Source organism: Bacteroides cellulosilyticus DSM 14838 (assembly GCF_000158035.1).
GTDB classification, from domain to species: domain Bacteria; phylum Bacteroidota; class Bacteroidia; order Bacteroidales; family Bacteroidaceae; genus Bacteroides; species Bacteroides cellulosilyticus.
Genome location: NZ_EQ973490.1, coordinates 367,222 through 386,151 on the forward strand (window position 1 = coordinate 367,222; position 18,930 = coordinate 386,151).

Here is an 18,930-nt window from a genome sequence, read left to right on the forward strand (position 1 = left end):
TAATATACGTGCACTTTTTAGGCACACGGATATATAAAAAAACTCCCGATTAAAAGTTCTGACTCTTAACCGGGAGCTTTTTATTTTCAATAGATAGGTTTATTATATCTTTATTCTTCGTACATCTTATCTATCACTTCCTTGTAATTCTTTGCAACTATAGGACGCTTCAACTTCAAAGTATTAGTCAGTTCGCCACGTTCCATACTGAAAGGTTCGGGCAAAAGTGTGAAACGTTTCACTTGCTCATAGTGGGCAAACTGTTGCTGCAAGGTATCTATGCGAGCACGGAACAGACCGAGAATCTTAGGATGTTGCAGCAGTTCTTCCATATTCTTATATTCAATGCCTTTTTCCTTGGCATAATCTTTCACAAAACCATAGACCGGTACAATAAGGGCAGACACAAATTTACGCTGGTCGGCAATAATGGCAATCTGATCGATATAACGATCAATAGCCAGTTTCGTTTCTAAAGCTTGCGGACTGACATACTTACCATTGGAAGTCTTGAACAAGTCCTTGATACGCTCAGTCAGATAAAGTTGGTCACCCTTCAGATAGCCGGCATCACCGGTATGGAACCAACCATCTTTATCAATAGCAGCGGCAGTAGCCTCCGCCTTCTTATAATAGCCTTTCGTGATAGTCTTTCCACGCAGAAGTATTTCATTCTCGTCACCGATCTTCACTTCTACATCAGGCATCACGGTGCCTACGGAACCAATTTCATAACCCTGGTTAAGGAAACAAGAAACAGTAGCAGTCGATTCGGTCAGACCATAGCCAACCAACATATTGATACCTACCGAATGAACAAATTCACAGATTTCATCAGGTACGGCAGCTCCAGCAGTAGGGAAAAAGTTACCGTTCTCAATACCAATCGTCTTTTTCAGTAAAGCATAAACCGTCTTTTCGTAGAATTTATATTTCAGTTGATTCATCAACGGCGGAGTTTTACCTTTACGCAGATAATCGATGTTGTGTATCTTACCCACCTTGATGGCATCTAGCATCATAGCTTTCTTCAACCCTGTTTCCTGAGCAATCTTCTCCTGCACACCGGCATATACTTTTTCCCAGAAGCGGGGAACACTGCACATCAATGTCGGACGGATTTCTTTAATGGTAGTCTGGATATCTACCGGACGGAGGTTGATGCAAATCTGCACACCTTTATGGATACAAAGATATGTCCATGCTTTCTCAAAAACATGTGTCAAAGGAAGGAAGTTCATGGACACATCTTGGTCACTCATATCTACCAGACGGATATCATGGATACGGAAGGCCTCCATATAGTTAGAATGATGCAACATCACCCCCTTCGGTTCACCAGTTGTACCGGATGTATAAAGAATGTTGGCAAGGTCATCATCCGATGCACGGGAAGTACGTTCTTCCACTATATCGTTGTTCGGCAAACCTTTTCCTGTTTCCAGGAATTCGTCAAAATAAATAGAAGTCATGTCACGAGGGTCGCGTACTACAGCACGGTCGAAAATGATCAATTGCTGTAATGATTGGCAAAAGCCAAATACACTGAAAGCTGCATCATACTGGAATTGCTCGCCTACAAAGATATAACGTATCTGAGCATCATTGATAATGTACTGCGCTTGTGCCGGTGAACTGGTAGCATACAGAGGTATGGTCACCGCACGATTAGCAAATGCCCCGAAATCTACATAAAGACATTCCGGTTTATTCTGAGAAAAGATTCCTATGTTTTCTTCCTCCTGCACTCCTAACTCTACGAGTGCATTCGCAACTTGTCGAACTGTCTGTGAGAATTGATTCCAAGTAATGGGTATCCACTGCGACGTTTCGTAATCCCTGTATTTCAGAGCCACCTTGTCGCCATACTTCTCTGCCCGTCGATGTACGAGGACAGATAAATGATGATAAGTCATATTATTCATATATTGGTAAATACGGCACAAAGGTAGTGGTTTCATTTGAAACTATTTCTATATTGAGAATTAAATATTTAGTATATATTTCCGCAATACTAGTACTATCCTACTATAAAAAGAAGTGATTACCCTACATTTTTGTTCGTTTTTCCAAAGAAATACAAATATATGTATATATTTGCATCCGATAGTTTTTAAATATCAATACAATAACTTAACAGACATGAAAAAGATTCTAGCATTAGTCGCCATATTGGCGATAGGTTTAGGGAGTATCAACGCACAAGATAACCTCAGATGGGGTGTCACGGCAGGTATGAATGTAAGCAGCCTCAACGTAACCGGATTGGACAGTCGCATAGGTTTCCATGCAGGCGTTAAGGCTGAATTGGGACTGCCTCAGTTTACGGAAGGTCTTTATATGGATTTCGGAGCGCTACTTTCGCTAAAAGGCGCCAAAGTTGAAGCAGGCAGTATGGCTAGTTTCAAGATCAACCCGTACTATTTGGAGATTCCGGTACATATTGGCTATAAATATGCTGTAAATGATAATTTCTCTTTGTTTGCCAATGCAGGTCCTTACATTGCAATCGGTCTGTTCGGCAAAGCAAAAATTACCGCCGACGGCAGTTTGGTAGATGGAGGTTCCAAGGTTTCCGAATCAGAGAACGTGTTTGGCGATGACGGATTCAAACGTTTTGACCTTGGATTGGGACTGAAAGCAGGTATAGAAATCAGTAAGAAGTATCAGTTCTCCATCGGCTACGACTTCGGATTCATTGAAGCTGAGGAATTGATGGGCTGCAAGAATAGAAACCTAATGATTTCTTTAGGACTTATGTTTTAATGATATCAAGAATAAAAAAAGGCGTTGAATAACGCCTTTTTCAACATACTCAATCCTTATATTTACAATTACATAAACCAAATTAAAGACTTAATTACATGAAAAAGATTTTAGTAATATTCGCATTATTAGCGGTAAGTTTCGCAAGTGTAAATGCACAAGAGAACCTCAAATGGGGAGCAACTCTCGGTATGAACTCCAGTAATTTTTCCGGTGATGCATTCAGTAGTAAAATAGGATTCCATGCCGGAGTCAAGGCTGAAGTGGGATTGCCACAAATTGCCGAAGGAGTATATTTGGATTTAGGTGCCCTATTGTCACTAAAAGGTGCAAAAGTCAATCTTGGTTCCTACGATATCAAGTATAATCCTTGCTATTTAGAAATTCCCGTACACATGGGTTATAAATATGCAGTGAATGAAAATTTCGCTGTTTTCGGCAATGCAGGTCCTTATGTCGCTATCGGTCTCTTTGGCAAAGTTAAAACAGATGGAATCGAATCATCAGATCCTTCTGATAATGTTTTTGATGAAGATGGTGGTGGCATGAAACGTTTTGATCTCGGCCTCGGGCTGAAGTTCGGTGTAGAATTCTGCAAAAAGATTCAGGTTGCTTTCGGATATGACTGGGGATTAATAGATAACGCCGATCACATAGATAACAAGAACCGTAACATGATGATTTCCTTGAGCTATATGTTCTAAAAATATTAAATGCTCTTCCCCCTTCCGCACTCTGCCCCTCTCTATATTTATCTGCAGCAACAGTGGAAGGGGATTTTTATCCTATCGATTAAGCATATTTCAGTATTTATCCGTAAGTTTGCATCACAATAATTTAACTGATTGAGATATGGCTTACGATATACCGACAATGGTTTCTGAGGCGACCGGAGTTCTTAAATCTCTGATTGCTATCCCTTCTCTTAGCCGCGATGAAGAAAAAGCGGCTGATTATCTACAGAATTATATAGAGTTGCAAGGCATGGCAACCGGACGAAAAGGCAATAACGTATGGTGTCTTAGTCCGATGTTCGACTTAAATAAGCCTACCTTGTTACTGAATTCACATATTGATACAGTGAAAGCTGTGAACGGCTGGCGGAAAGATCCGTTTACCCCAACCCTGGAAAATAATGGAAAACTATACGGATTGGGTAGCAATGATGCCGGTGCAAGCGTTGTCAGTCTGTTGCAAGTCTTTTTGCAACTTTGCCGCACCACACAGAAGTATAATCTCATCTATCTCGCTTCCTGCGAAGAAGAAGTTTCCGGAAAAGGAGGCATCGAATGCGTATTGCCTGAACTTCCTCCGATACATTTTGCTATTGTAGGCGAACCTACCGAGATGCAACCTGCCACTGCGGAAAAAGGATTAATGGTACTGGACGTGACCGCTTACGGAAAAGCCGGACATGCCGCACGCAATGAAGGAGACAATGCCATATATAAAGTATTGGAAGATATCGCCTGGTTCCGCGACCATCATTTTGAAAAAGTATCTCCATTATTAGGTCCTGTAAAGATGAGTGTAACGCAGATCAATGCAGGCACGCAACACAATGTAATCCCAGACCGTTGTACGTTTGTGGTAGATATTCGCAGTAATGAATGTTATAGTAATCAGGAACTGTTTGCCGAAATACAAAAACATATTTCTTGCGAAGCTAAAGCACGTTCGTTCCGCTTAAGTTCTTCTCATGTAGAAGAAAGACACCCAATAGTACAGCGTGCCGTGGCAATGGGGCGTGTTCCTTTTGGTTCTCCTACCCTCTCCGACCAGGCACTGATGTCATTCCCCTCTCTCAAAATGGGACCGGGGAAAAGCAGTCGTTCCCATACAGCAGATGAGTTTATTTTCATTCAGGAAATAGAAGAAGCGATAGGGTTATATCTGAAACTATTGGACGGAGCTATCTTATAATTCGTCAGTTTCTACTTTCTTTCATAACACATGAACAGCCTTTCCTATTTAGGCTGTTCCATTTAATCATGCTCTTTATCGATTTAAAAGCGTACGGAGAGCCGGAATTTTCTTTTTAAGATTTCCTTTTTGGATATATAGTACTTTTTCTCTAATATTGTATCATCTTTGCTTTGAATTACTAATCCTAATTAGAATGATATCACACAGATTTCTTTTTCTCCTGTTGCTGTTGTTGCCCATCCATAATTCGGTGGCACAAGAAGAGACATTTGAACCGTTGTTTGAAAACATTGATATCACTAAAGGACTACCTCATAATACAGTTCAAAAGATCTTTCAGGATTCCGAAGGCTATATGTGGTTTGCAACTAAAGATGGACTATGCCGGTATGATGGCTATAATTTTATTGTTTACTGCGAGTCATTAGTTAAAGAATCTATTTCCAACAGTAAGGTACGTTGCATAGCTGAAGATGCTCATAAAAATATATGGGTAGGAACCGACAATGGCCTTAATTGTATAAATCTTCTCAGCCAGCATATTCTTTCTTTCTTCCCTAACGAACTTTCCCCACTAAAAAGCAATAAGATTAATGAACTCTATTTTGATCCCTCCACCCATTTATTGTGGATTGCAACAGATAAAGGAATTACATGGTATGATACAGATTCCAGAAAATTTATAGCTCCGGAAAACCACAGAGCTTTCAATGAGGAAACCAATACCGTAGGGAAATATGGTGACAAGGAAATATATATTGGCACACATAATGGATTATACATTTATGATATTCATACCCAAAATGTACGACGCATCCAGTTAGAGCATGGAGGTGGCAATATTAATGTACTTTCTGTCTGGCAAGATACAGCAGGAGACACTTGGATTGGAAACAATTTAGCTTTGTTGGCTAAAGTGCCCAAAGGTGGAAGCGTTATCTCACTTCTTCCATTCGGACAGGTACGTATGAACGACGATCAGAATATCTGTTGTATTATAGAACAAAAAGAGATTCTGTGGTTGATCAGTAAACGGCGGGGAATCTTCTTTTATAATAAACAGACCGGGCAATTACTCAAAACACGGAATACCTATTCTCTGAATCCTCTCGGAACAGATGTGAAAGAAAGGATCATGCTTACCAGCGGTTATAAAGATAATAATGGAAATATTTGGGTGGGATCATATTATATGGGACTCTTTCTCCATTCACGTTATATGAATCATTTCACTCACATCCCAATCGAACGGACTGGTAAAGCCTCCACTGGAATAATCGGATCAATGGTACCCGATGGGCAAGGAATATGGCTTGGAAGTGATGATCTTGGAATCACTTATTACAACCCGGTTACGAGGACTCAACAATATTATGAGTTATACAACGGAGAGACTCCTCTAGTGGAATGTAAGCCTCTGTTAATTCATAAGGGTGCGTTATGGGTTGGTACAGAATCTCATGGCATCCACCTTTTTGATTTGAAAACAAAACAACTCATCGGACATTATACAGCTACTTCACAAACCGGACGCATTCCCGGAAATCGAGTGAACTGTGCATTGCAGGATTCCAATGGATATATTTGGATTGGTTTTAACGGCGGTCCGGGTGGCATTTGCCGTTTCAACGAACAGAATGAAAGCTTTACGACTTTCTATCCATCAAACAGTTCTCATAAGGTAAGAGACGTGTATTTTATCTATGAAGCTTCCGATAATGAGCTATGGATTGGTACTCGTAATAATGGTCTGTTCTGCTATAATATCGCAGAGAATGTTTTCACACCTATTCCTGTTATGGGTAGAGAAGACTTGTCTGTCAGTTACATTTATAAAGACAAGAAAGATCGTATTTGGATAGGAACATTCGGGCAAGGACTGGTCTGTATGGACAGTTCGGGTGAAGTGAAGCAGGTATTCAATACAAATAGCGATCACATTGGTAACAACATTTGCGGTATACTGGAGGATAATGACGGTCGTATCTGGATCAGCTCATTTTATGAAATAGCTTATTATAATGAAGAAGACCATACATTTATAAGATATGATGCTTACAATGGATTTCCATTGTTGCACGTAAAGTCTATGTCTTGTTTTGTTTCAGAACGCAATTTGCTATACTTTGGGGGAAGTAACGGTTTAGTTGAAGTCGTTCCAAAAGATGTGATGCATGTTAATAAGAAGGCTCCTAAGGTTGTTCTGACAGATTTTCTAGTTCATAATCAGTCAATAGATACTCTATCCCGTAAAAATATACGTACCCACCACAGGGTTGAACTTAAGTATAATCAAGATAATCTTACTTTTGCTTTCGCTGCATTAAGCTATATCTATCCGGACAAGAACCTGTATCGTTACCGATTACAAGGTATCGACAAGGAATGGAATTTAGCCGGTACACAAAGACAGGTGACTTATAGTAACCTGGGAGCAGGTGAATATCAGTTCCAGGTCTGTGCTTGCAACAGTAATGGAACCTGGTCTGAACCGTCCAATCTGCTTTCTGTCATTATTAAACCTGCACCATGGCGTACATGGTGGGCTTATCTGGCATATACGATTGTAATACTTGCATTGTTGGCCTTGTTCTTTTACTACCTGCGCATTAAGATGCAGTTGGAACACGACTTAGAGATCAAAAATATAGAAAAGAAGAATTTAGATAAGATGCATAAATTCCGACTTGATCTTTTTACAAACTTTTCCCATGAGATACGTACTCCACTGACACTGATTTCCGGTTCATTGACTGACCTATTGGCATCCAACACTCCTTCACAGATGGAAAAAGGAGTATTACAGGGAGTTCAACGCAATGTCATGAAAATTATGAAGTTAGTAAATCAGTTGATGGATTTTCGCAAGCATGATGAAGGGCGTATGGAATTATTAGCATCCAAACAACACCTGATTCCTTTTATCAAGGAGGTGATACTTGCTTTTAGCGAATTGTCCAGAATCCAAAATCATCCATTAAAGATACATTTACCTGAAACAGAGCTAATAGCCTGGTATAATCCTCAGCTACTGGAGAAAGTCTTTTATAATGTCCTGATGAATGCTTTCAAGTATTCCAATGAAGAAAGTGTCATCTCCCTAAACGTTGATGTGATAACTTTGAATAAGTCACCCTATCGGGAACGGGTAGATGAACGGGTAAAGGAAGCTATACTTATTTCTGTATTCAATGAAGGAGATATTATTCCGGAAGATAAACTTGAAGAAGTTTTCGAACCTTTCTATCGGCTTAAAAACACAAAGAGCCAGCAGGGAACAGGGATCGGTCTAAGTTTCAATCGTATGATCATGCGCCTGCATCATAGTGATATTTGGGTTGAAAATATCGGTGACACAGGTGTTGTATTCAAATTCCTGATTCCAATAGGTAAAGACCATTTGCGGGAAGATGAGTTATGCGATGAAACAGAACAGGAACATCGTTTGATTCTGACTCCTTCAGTCGCTCCCAAAACAGAGCCTGCTATGGAACGCCCAAAGGTGGAAAAAGAGCTTAGAACTTTGTTAGTTGTAGAAGATAACAATGAGATCAGACAGTATCTGAAAAGTAAGCTTGCCACTATATACAATGTATTCGATTGTGATAATGGCCATGAAGCATTAGAAATCATACACCGGAGAGAGATCGACTTGGTCATCAGTGATGTAATGATGCCGGTTATGGACGGAATAGAACTCTGTAAAGCTATAAAAAGTAATATTGAGATTAATCATATTCCAGTAATCTTACTGACAGCACATGTATCGGACACACACGTAAAAGACGGATTGTCTTCGGGTGCCAATGATTATGTATTCAAACCGTTTAATTTTGATTTATTATTGGCGCGTATTCAAAACTTATTAGATAACAATGAACGGTTACGACAATCTTTCCAGAAAAGAATCAGTCCGAAAGATATGAACGTAGAGGTAACTGACTATGATGAGCAATTTTTGCAGAAATGCTATGACTTTCTGCGAAAGAACCTTACTAATTCAGAACTAACCATTGAGGATTTCGGGAAAGAGTTAGGAGTAAGCCGTGTGCATCTCTATCGTAAGATAAAGTATCTTACGAATTTATCTCCCAGCCGTTTCATTCTAAATGTAAGACTTAAAGTGGCAGCTGATTTGCTTCGTCAGGAAGGTGTTTCTGTTTCTGATGTCTGCTATCAGGTCGGCTTTAATAACCTTTCTTATTTTACTCGCACTTTTAAGGAAAGCTATGGCGTTTCACCATCCGACTACCAGCATAAATAATTGAATAAATACAGAAATATCCGATTATTAAGCGATTATATCATGTGCTTGTATCATTTGTGTTAATATCCGTAACATAGCTTCAAACAAAAAAGTAGTTCTGCGCATACCTTTGTCAGCGAACAATCGGAGTTAAATCCGGCTATTCTGAAACTTTAAATGATACGATATGCAAAAGACACTTTTTAGTATTCTGGTTTTATTAGTCTGTATAAGTCATCCGTCAAAGGCTACGTCTTTTATATATAATGTAACAGACTATGGAGTGAAAGCCAATTCAGGAAGATCCGAGACAGCTTCCTTACAGAAAATTATTGACTTATGTTCCACAAATGGAGGAGGTACGGTATGTATACCTACAGGTACTTATATCAGTGGAACATTATTTCTGAAAAACAATGTAATGCTCTTTTTAGATCGTGGAGCCGTACTGAGAGGAAGTTCGGACCTGAATGAGTATCCTGAACTTAGAACTCATCGTAAGGGACTTATTCATGCAGAAAATGTCCATAATACAGGTATTTGTGGGAGTGGAGTGATCGATGCGAATGGCAATGATACTGTTTTTCATGGAGGTGCCAAATCCCCAGACCGTATTTATGCCGCTAATTTTGAAGGATGTTCACAAATAGATATTCGTAATGTAAGCCTGATCAATGCCTCTTATTGGACTTTGCGTATCAGCGATTGTGACCATGTACAAATAAGAGGGATTACAATTCGTTCTACCAGCTATTTTAATAATGATGGAATAGATCTCGATGGGCGAAATATTACCGTATCCGATTGTATAATCGATTGTATTGATGATGCGATATGCTTGAAGAGCTACTACAAAGAACGCCCTTGTGAAAATATTGCCATTTCCAATTGTATTGTTTCCAGTAATTGTAATGCTATAAAATTGGGAACAGCTTCCAGAGGTGGATTCAAGAATATTGCCATATCCAACTGTGTTATAAAGCGCCCGGAACAAAATGATTATTTTGATTATAAAAAGTATACTATACCTGGTGTAACAGCCAATTATACAAACAATTCGGGCATTGCATTGGAAATGGTCGATGGAGGAACAATGGAGCAGATAGTGATTAATAATATCACCATGTTCAATACATTGACCCCTATATTTATTCGTTACGGACAAAGACATAGTCCGCTGGTTGGTATGATGAAAGGAATAATAATCAGTAACATTACAGCCACAAGCAATAGCCTGATGAGTTGTTCCATTACAGGTATTCCTGACCAGTATGCAGAAAATATAAAGTTGAGCCATATAATACTGAATTGTCCTGGTGGCGGGCGTAAAGAACATACACTGCGCACTATCCCCGAAGTGGAAAACAGCTATCCGGAAAATAAGATTTTTGGTGCAAACTTACCGGCATATGGCTTTTTTATCCGTCATGTACGCCATCTGACCTTAGAAGATATACAATTTAATTTAGACAATAAAGATGATAGGCATGCGCTGTACCTTGACGATTGCCGTGATATTACCATAGATAAAGTGAAAACGATTTCGCACCTGAGCGAATCTGCCTATATCAGGACAAATAATGTGGAAAATCTTATGATCAGAGGATTCTCAACAGAAAATGCTCTACCGTCTTTTTTGGAAAACAGCGGCAAATCTTCCGGTATAAAGTTGATTGGCAATGATTTCAGTAAGGTATCCCAGTTGTACAATGAAGAAATCGAGCAAGAGGTAAAAGAAGCCGGCAATCTATTTGAAAACAAATAAAAACTTAAGTATATATGAAAATTATGAAGCGCTATATTCAAGTAATATTCATCTGCTGGTTATCCATAAATTCCATAACTGAAGTTTACGGAAAGGACCCGATAGGCATATCTTTAGTAAAGTGGAGTTTTCGTACACAGACTGCTATACTATGTGATATGGCAAAAGAAAACGGAGCTGTAGCTATTGATATGGTAGATCCAGAAAAATGGGACATTGTGAAAGAGAAAGGACTAACCGTTGCCATGGCTGATGGTATAGATATGGGAATCGAACGAGGATTTTGCGACCGGAGGTGGCATTCATCACTAATTGAAAACTATAAACGCTTCATTCCCCTATTAGCAGAAAAAGGAATTAAGCAAGTGGTATGTTATTCCGGAATAAATACAGACTTATCGGATGAAGAGGCTTTGGAAGCATGTGTGGAAGGATTAAAGCCCCTATTGGATATCGCAGAAAAAGCAAATGTGACTTTGGTAATGGAGTTACTCAGCAGCCGTAATACTGAAGAGATTTTCACAAAACAGCGTTTCTCTTATTATCAGTGTGATAATCCGGAATGGGGAGTAGCATTATGTAAAAAACTAAACTCACCGAATTTCAAACTTTTATATGATGTCTGGCATATGAACGATATGGGACGTGATATAATGAGTGATATAAAAAAATATCATTCTTATATTTCTCATTATCATATTGCGGGCATTCCAGAACGGAAAGGACTTAACCGGACAGACTCCTTTAATTATCAACAGTTCATGAAATTGCTGAAAAAGGTCGGTTACCAAGGTTATGTTGGATTAGAACCCGACAGGATAGAAAAGAATTTGAAAAGTACTATTCAAGAAAGTATAACCCTATTAAAAAATAAATAATGATGAAACAAATCTCTTTAATGATCACATCTGTGGCGTTGACATTTGCTATGAATATCTGCGCTCAGCAATCACCTTGGGATAAAGCAGATGCCATCGTGCAGAGCCTAGATCCTGTGACATTTCCCGACAAAACTTATGTCATCACGGACTTTGGTGCAGTCGGAGACGGAAAAACATTGTGTAAAGAAGCCTTTGAAAAGGCTATTACAATTTGTAGCGACAACGGTGGAGGAAAAATCACTGTTCCTGCAGGTACTTACTATATGAATGGGCCTCTGGTCTTCAAAAGCAATGTAAATGTACATCTGGAAAAAGGAGCGATACTTGATTTCAGCACTAATGAAAGTGACTATTTACCGGCTGTCATTACTCGTTGGGAAGGTACCGAGCTGTTCAACTATTCTCCGCTGATATACGCATATCATGTGCAGAATATAGCTCTGACAGGTGAGGGCACCGTAAATGGAAATGGCTCAAAAAAATTCTCACCATGGAATAATATTCAGACAGTAGAACAGGAAATGCTTCGTAAGATGGGGCGTACCAATGTACCGGTTTATCGTCGTATATTCGGCGAAGGCTATAAACTTCGTCCCGGTTTTATCGAACCTTTTGGCTGTGCTAATGTAAGAATAGAAGGCGTCACTATCATGGATTCTCCGTTCTGGGTGATTCATCCTATTTTCTGTAACAATGTAATTGTCCGTAATGTAACAGTTGACAGTCATAATTATAATAATGATGGTTGTGATCCGGAATCCTGCCGGAACGTACTGATTGAAGGTTGTACTTTCTCCACAGGCGACGATGCAATAGCCATCAAATCAGGACGGGATAATGACGCATGGCGCATCGGTCAGCCGACGGAAAATGTTGTGATACGTAATTGTTCTTTCCGCTCTAAAATTAATGGTGTATGTATTGGTAGCGAGATTGCCGGTGGAGTCCGGAATATCTTTATTGAAAATATTACAATTCCGAAGTCCTCCAATGCCATCTATTTCAAATCGAATCTTGACCGTGGAGCTTACATACAGGATGTATATGTACGTAATGTACAAGCAGATACAGTACGTACTGCCCTGATACGTTTTGAACCGAACTATAAAGGGGAACGCTCAGCTTTCCATCCAACGTTATTTGACTCATTCTTGATTGAGAATGTAACCTGCAAGCAATCCAATGAATGTGGTATTTACATGGCCGGTTTTGCAGAACGTCCTCTTCAGAACATTGTATTGAAAAACGTAACAATCGGTAAAGTACCTACCCCCTACTGTTTCCAGAACGGAGAAAATATTCGATTTCAAAGTGTAAAGGTAAACGGTAAAAAGCTGGATGAAAAACCAACTCCCAAAGAATTGGTGAAACTTAGAGTACTTTAATCTGTATAACTTTAATCTAATCACATCATGAAACGATTTATAGCAGGGCTGTTGATGAGTGGATTAATGATTCCACAGTTGGGGGCGATCGTCCCTCCATCTTGTTTCAATGATAGTCATGATATAACTTCATTAACATCCTGGGGACCTTATTCAAAGCGTTATGCAGGAATTTCGCATATACCTGACATAAAGAAAGGAATACGCTTTGACTTTTCTGTAATGCCCGGTTATTACCGAAACCGGCAGTTGGTTCCGCATGTCCTTTTTGAATCGTCCTATTATCCATGGAATATAAATCCTTCCATGAATCGCATCACCTATCGCTATGAGTTGGAGTGGAAAGACCGGGTATTTACAGATGTTACTTATTATATATTGGATGAAAGCAGCACACTGGTAGGTATACGTTGTGTAAACAATACGGAGACTTATCAAAATCTGGCCCTGAATCAAATGGCCTATATCGATTATCCGGAAGCACACCCACAGGTGAAAGCTTCAGGAGCTTCTCGTTTGCAATGGTATAGTGCGATAGATTATACAGAGAATGAACCTGCTTTTAAAACTCCTCAGTATGGACTGGTGTATGACGGGTGGTACAGAAATGAAGAACGTAGCAGTTTTTCACTGGATGGGTCCGTTTTGGGAAAAGGATTTGGAAAAGACGCGGGCGATCGGGTAAGCTACCGGATAGATATACCTTCAGGTATGGAAGATGGGGCTATAGGATTCAGATATAAAGTTGAAAAAGGGAAAACTGCAACTTTACGCTTGAAAGGACTGACTGATGAAGTGGTAAAATTCACCGGAACCGGAGATTTTACAATTCTCCCGATCTCCTATTATGGCAGAAAGAGTGGTGAATACATTCTGGAACTTATTTCCGAAGGAACTGCCGAGATTTGTTTGGACGGATTCTTTATCGGGACTGCTGAAGATATGGGCAAACTGAAGTTCACCCCCACCGCAATACCTTTTACACCAATAATTGAAGTGGGAAACGAGAAGCAGGATTTCATATTAAAATATGAAGATTGTGAGAATTTCTATGGAGTAGCCTGGAATTATAAAGAATCGTTTATCCGGGAAGTGCTGAATAGTGAGTTAGAGTCATTTTTCCGAAAGAAAACACACGATCATTTAGCCAGAAAACTGATTGGTGACAAACAATGGCACTATACAAATGCTTTTTTGCGACCGGTAGTATTAGCTCCTCATTCAGAACAAACACTGTATATGTTGGTATGTACCGGCAGCCGTGAGAAAGTCAGACAAGATTTAGAGCTTTTTCATTCCACTCCTGAAAAGTTTGTTTCTCTAGCTCAGTCTCAGCAACCGGTAAAACCAGAGGAAGCCCTGCTACCCGGAGGAAAGAAGTATAGTTTTGGGCATCAGTTATTGCAGGCCGCATTACTTTCCAATGTTGTTTATCCGGTTTACACTCAGAAAGAATATATCCGGCATTTTACACCCGGGAAGAATTGGAATAGCCTCTATACATGGGACCTTGGCTTCATCGCTTTAGGCATGATTGATGTGGATATAACGAAAGCCTTCGAATGTATCAGAGCTTATACTACACCGGTGGGAAGTGAATCTGCTTTTATTCATCATGGTACTCCGTTGCCTATCCAGATGTATGCTTACTATGATTTGTGGAACAATAGCCAATCGCGTGAAGTACTGAAGTTTCTCTATCCGAGGCTGAAACAATACTTTGATTTTATGTTAGGAAACAACCCGAACTCTACTACGCGCATGAAAGGCTCCGGTCTGCTCCGAACCTGGGATTATTTTTATAATTCCGGAGGCTGGGACGACTATCCACCGCAGCAGGCACTACGCAGTGATAAGAGTCAATATCCGTTTGTAACCCCTGTAGTAACTTCAGCGTATTATCTTCGTGCCGCCAAAATTTTGCGTTTGGCTGCTAAAGAGATGGGATTGAAAGAGGATATAAAGAGCTACGACCGGATTATCAAGAATCTTTCTAAAGCACTGCAAACCTACGCCTGGGATGAAGAGAGTGGTTATTTCGGATATGTGACTCATGATGCATCCGGAGATGCCAAAGCAATTTTCCGATACAAGGATCAGTCCAACTTCAATAAGGGATTAGACGGAGTAACCCCGCTGGCAGCAGGTATTTGTACACCTGAGCAAGTAGACAGGTTGGTGGGACATTTGTTTTCACCGAAAGAATTGTGGACATCTTCCGGTCTTTCAACTGTCGATCAATCGGCCCCTTATTATCAGGCAGACGGATATTGGAACGGAGCAGTCTGGTTTCCCCATCAATGGGTTATATGGAAAGCTCTTTTAGACATAGGAAAAGGTGAACAAGCCTATCAGATAGCACAAACCGCCTTAGACAAATGGGAACAAGAGTGCCAGGAAAGTTATTACACTTTCGAACACTTTATAATTTCCTCAGGAAGAGGAGCTGGATGGCATCAATTTTCCGGCCTTTCTTCTCCGATACTAAATTGGTTTGCTGCTTATTATAAGCCCGGCAAGGTGTCAACCGGCTTTGAAATATGGATTGCCGAGAATCATTTTAATACAGATTGTTCTCAGTATCGCGCCAAGATTTCTTTTGACGATTCTACACTGCCTCATGAGCGTTGTATGATTGTATGTATGAATCCGGATCATACGTATGAAGTACAATTCAATGGCAGACCGGTTAAAAGTAAGTCTTATCATACCGGAGTGGTGGAAATCACCCTCCCGAATAGCAATAAAACAGGAGTACTTACCATCAGTGCTCTTAAATGATATCGATGTTAATTTTTAATTTTATGGAGACACAACCTATGAAAAGTAAAAAAATCATTTTAATTCGTAGCCTGTTTACAGTCCTTTTCTGCCTGTCGGCAGTGATGCTGTTTGGTCAGCAAAATAATACAAAACAACCGAGGGCAAAACAGACAGCACAAGTTGGAGGACAACATACCGGTCAGAAAATAGTGACAGGTATTGTCCGTGATGACAATGGAGATCCTTTGATTGGTGTGAATGTACAAGCGGTTGGTACACAAACGGGTGTCATAACCGATGTAAACGGAAAATATTCAATACAGGTATCTGCCGGTGCAAAACTGTCTTTTTCTTATATTGGATTCCAGACACAGACTCTGTCTGTCGATACGGGTTCGGTACTCAACGTAAAAATGTCCGAAGACGCTCAATCCTTGGAAGAAGTAGTAGTCATCGGTTATGGTCAGGTGACTAAAAAAGATGCAACCGGAGCAGTGGCAACCCTGAAAGCCGGAAACATGAACAAAGGTGCAATCACCACTCCTCAGGATATGCTGACAGGAAAAGTGCCGGGTTTGCTGATTGTTCCGGGCGATGGGCAACCGGGGTCCGGTACCACCATCCGCATCCGTAACGGCTCCTCTCTATCTGCCAGCAATTCTCCTTTGATAGTGATTGACGGAGTTACTACATCTGATGATGCCGGAGTGGGTATGTCGAACGTACTGGGAGCATTAAATCCCGAGGATATAGAATCATTCAGTGTTTTAAAAGATGCTTCCGCAACAGCCATCTATGGTTCCAGAGCTTCTAATGGGGTCATTATCATCACTACGAAAAAAGGAGGAAGCAAGGCACTGAAAGTGGAATACAGCAGCACATACAACGCCAACGTAAATTCGGGTAAAGTACCGGTCCTTGATGCCGATGAGTTCCGTGCCTATATTGACGAGTATTATCCGGAAAACACGTTATCCGGGGCAGCAGTTCACAAAGCCATCAATTATACCTATCCGGATGGTACAATAGGATATTATAATACAGACTGGCAAAAGGAAATCTACCGGATAGGTCTGTCTACCGACCAGAATATAGGAATATCCGGAGGAGGTGATAAATATCCTTTCCGCGTATCTCTCGGATATACTGATCAGAATGGTACCTTGAAAGGTTCCAATTTCCAGCGCTTTACCCAGGCAGTCACATTTACTCCTAAATTCTTCGATAAGCATTTAAGTGTGAGTATCAATCTAAAAGCTACGGAGAATAAGAATAAATATGTATCTACCGGAGCCATCAACGCTGCCGCAGCATTTGATCCTACAAAGCCGGTACACTTTTATAATGCCGACGGCTCGATTGATTACAATAAATATAACGGTTATTTTCAATGGCTGAATCCGGATGGTTCTATCAATCGTAATGGCTCGGAGAATCCTGTATCACGACTCAGTGGTTACTGGGATGAGACCCAAGTATTCCGTTCTTTCGGTAATATGCAGCTTGATTATTCCTTTCATTTTTTACCGGAATTACGTGCCAACCTGAACTTGGGATATGATTACACGAAAAATGATGGTGATAAAGGTAATTATCCCGGATCGTACAGTTCGTATACAGATGCCATCTTACCTCCGGGACAAGGAAGGTATACCGATTCTAAATCGACCCGCGAGAACTATCTCTTGGATTTCTATTTGAATTACGTAAAAGATATAAAGGCAATTCGCAGTAAGATTGATGTCATGGCCGGTTATTCATGGCAACATTTTAAAAGAGATGATCAGAGTCAGACCTACTCCAATCCGTTAGAAAATTATGAATCGGTATTTATTTCGGAAAGTGCAGCTCCTAAAGAATATTATTTGATTTCACTTTTTGGACGTTTGAATTATACATTTATGGACAAGTATCTGATTACTTTCACATTGCGTGATGACGGAACTTCCCGTTTCTCTCCTTCTAACCGTTGGGGCCTCTTCCCTTCTGTAGCTTTAGCGTGGAGAATGTCCGATGAAGCTTTTTTCAAGAAATTCGATAAGCTGAGTAACTTAAAGCTACGCGCCAGTTATGGTGTGACGGGACAGCAAAATATTGGTTCAGATTACTATCCTTACATTGCAACCTATAATTTGTCAACCATCACTTCTACTTCACAATATCAGATCGGAGATAAATTCTATCAGATATTGAAACCGGAAGCTTATAATGAAAACATCAAGTGGGAGTCTACCGCCACCTGGAATGTGGCATTGGATTGGGGATTCTTTAATAACCGTTTATCGGGGAGTGTCGACTTGTTCTACAAAGAGACCTCCGATCTATTAAACTCCATTCCCATTCCCGCCGGTTCTAATTTTACGAATAAGATGACCGCCAATATCGGTAATTTGGAGAATAAGGGTGTTGAAATCAACATCAATGCCACTCCTATCGTTACAAAAGACTTTTCTTGGGATATCGGTGTAAACGCTACCTGGAGCAAATCGAAAATCACGAAACTGACCGCCATCTTCAATCCGGACTACGTGGGAGTGCCCACCGGAGGTATCAGCATGGGAACGGGTAATAACATCCAGATACATAGTGTAGGGTATGCTCCTAATACATTCTATGTATATGAACAGGTATACGACGAATATGGTAATCCGGTTCAAGATGCATTTATCGACCAGAATAAGGATGGCATCATCGATGACAAAGACCTCGTACTTAAACACAAATCGCGCCCGGATGTATTCTTCGGATTCAATATGTTATTCCGTTATAAGAATTGGGACTTCGGTTTTAATGCACATGGAAGTATTGGGAACTGGGTATTCAACGATTACAATTCCGCACGCTGTTCAGCCGACTATACATTCAGCAACGGCCAAACAGTACGCAATATACCTGAATTTGTTGTGAAAACTTCAAAGTTCCGCAATCCCATTACCGTCACTCAGGCAAAGAGTGATTTATTCCTGGAAAATGCATCTTTCCTGAAGGTGGATAATATCACCCTGGGCTATTCTTTCAAAAAACTATTTAATAGTAAACTTGGAGGACGTGTCTCATTCACTGCCCAAAATCCATTTGTTATCACAAAATACTCTGGATTAGATCCGGAGGTAAGTAGTGGTATTGACAATAATGCATGGCCACGCCCTCGTATCTTTGTATTAGGTTTGAATCTTAACTACTAAAAAATGATCTGTT

At 40.2% G+C, this 18,930-nt stretch carries 10 protein-coding genes; 9 read left to right on the forward strand and 1 reads right to left on the reverse strand.

Translation table 11 applies throughout. The features are described 5' to 3' along the window. Positions 1 to 110: 110 nt before the first annotated feature. Positions 111 to 1,916, reverse strand: coding sequence for an AMP-dependent synthetase/ligase (locus tag BACCELL_RS06285; protein ID WP_044153650.1), 1,806 nt, complete (start codon positions 1,914 to 1,916; stop codon positions 111 to 113). 226 nt (positions 1,917 to 2,142) lie between these two features. Between BACCELL_RS06285 and BACCELL_RS06290 the strand changes: the two genes are divergently transcribed. The 9 genes from BACCELL_RS06290 to BACCELL_RS06330 all read left to right on the forward strand — a co-directional run bounded on the left by BACCELL_RS06290 (position 2,143) and on the right by BACCELL_RS06330 (position 18,917). Continuing rightward, positions 2,143 to 2,766 carry a porin family protein gene (locus BACCELL_RS06290; protein WP_007210796.1) on the forward strand — a complete coding sequence of 208 codons (624 nt, stop codon included), beginning with the start codon at positions 2,143 to 2,145 and terminating at the stop codon, positions 2,764 to 2,766. Between the two features lie 98 nt (positions 2,767 to 2,864). Further along, complete coding sequence (locus BACCELL_RS06295) at positions 2,865 to 3,470, forward strand: porin family protein (RefSeq protein ID WP_007210797.1); 606 nt, start codon at positions 2,865 to 2,867, stop codon at positions 3,468 to 3,470. Between the two features lie 148 nt (positions 3,471 to 3,618). Next, positions 3,619 to 4,689: a M20 family metallo-hydrolase gene (locus BACCELL_RS06300; protein WP_007210798.1), complete on the forward strand. Its 1,071-nt coding sequence runs from the start codon at positions 3,619 to 3,621 to the stop codon at positions 4,687 to 4,689. Between the two features lie 196 nt (positions 4,690 to 4,885). Next, positions 4,886 to 8,956 (forward strand): two-component regulator propeller domain-containing protein, encoded by a 4,071-nt coding sequence (locus BACCELL_RS06305; RefSeq protein ID WP_007210799.1) that lies wholly within the window; start codon positions 4,886 to 4,888, stop codon positions 8,954 to 8,956. Between the two features lie 169 nt (positions 8,957 to 9,125). Continuing rightward, a complete protein-coding gene (locus tag BACCELL_RS06310; RefSeq protein ID WP_007210800.1) occupies positions 9,126 to 10,703 on the forward strand; it encodes a glycoside hydrolase family 28 protein in 1,578 nt (525 codons plus the stop codon). Positions 10,704 to 10,717: 14 nt separating this feature from the next. After that, positions 10,718 to 11,581 (forward strand): sugar phosphate isomerase/epimerase family protein, encoded by an 864-nt coding sequence (locus BACCELL_RS06315; protein WP_007210801.1) that lies wholly within the window; start codon positions 10,718 to 10,720, stop codon positions 11,579 to 11,581. Continuing rightward, positions 11,581 to 12,969 (forward strand): glycoside hydrolase family 28 protein, encoded by a 1,389-nt coding sequence (locus BACCELL_RS06320; protein WP_007210802.1) that lies wholly within the window; start codon positions 11,581 to 11,583, stop codon positions 12,967 to 12,969. The genes BACCELL_RS06315 and BACCELL_RS06320 overlap by 1 nt, the downstream gene beginning before the upstream one ends. Before the next feature lie 27 nt (positions 12,970 to 12,996). After that, a complete protein-coding gene (locus tag BACCELL_RS06325; RefSeq protein ID WP_007210803.1) occupies positions 12,997 to 15,750 on the forward strand; it encodes an MGH1-like glycoside hydrolase domain-containing protein in 2,754 nt (917 codons plus the stop codon). Between the two features lie 38 nt (positions 15,751 to 15,788). Further along, positions 15,789 to 18,917 carry a SusC/RagA family TonB-linked outer membrane protein gene (locus BACCELL_RS06330; protein ID WP_236100757.1) on the forward strand — a complete coding sequence of 1,043 codons (3,129 nt, stop codon included), beginning with the start codon at positions 15,789 to 15,791 and terminating at the stop codon, positions 18,915 to 18,917. Positions 18,918 to 18,930 lie beyond the last annotated feature (13 nt).

Bases quoted from the DNA above. Each gene is read 5' to 3' on its own strand.
- BACCELL_RS06285 (WP_044153650.1), bottom strand. From the start codon at position 1,916: ATGACTTATCATCATTTATCTGTCCTCGTACATCGACGGGCAGAGAAG.
- BACCELL_RS06290 (WP_007210796.1), top strand. From the start codon at position 2,143: ATGAAAAAGATTCTAGCATTAGTCGCCATATTGGCGATAGGTTTAGGG.
- BACCELL_RS06295 (WP_007210797.1), top strand. From the start codon at position 2,865: ATGAAAAAGATTTTAGTAATATTCGCATTATTAGCGGTAAGTTTCGCA.
- BACCELL_RS06300 (WP_007210798.1), top strand. From the start codon at position 3,619: ATGGCTTACGATATACCGACAATGGTTTCTGAGGCGACCGGAGTTCTT.
- BACCELL_RS06305 (WP_007210799.1), top strand. From the start codon at position 4,886: ATGATATCACACAGATTTCTTTTTCTCCTGTTGCTGTTGTTGCCCATC.
- BACCELL_RS06310 (WP_007210800.1), top strand. From the start codon at position 9,126: ATGCAAAAGACACTTTTTAGTATTCTGGTTTTATTAGTCTGTATAAGT.
- BACCELL_RS06315 (WP_007210801.1), top strand. From the start codon at position 10,718: ATGAAAATTATGAAGCGCTATATTCAAGTAATATTCATCTGCTGGTTA.
- BACCELL_RS06320 (WP_007210802.1), top strand. From the start codon at position 11,581: ATGATGAAACAAATCTCTTTAATGATCACATCTGTGGCGTTGACATTT.
- BACCELL_RS06325 (WP_007210803.1), top strand. From the start codon at position 12,997: ATGAAACGATTTATAGCAGGGCTGTTGATGAGTGGATTAATGATTCCA.
- BACCELL_RS06330 (WP_236100757.1), top strand. From the start codon at position 15,789: ATGAAAAGTAAAAAAATCATTTTAATTCGTAGCCTGTTTACAGTCCTT.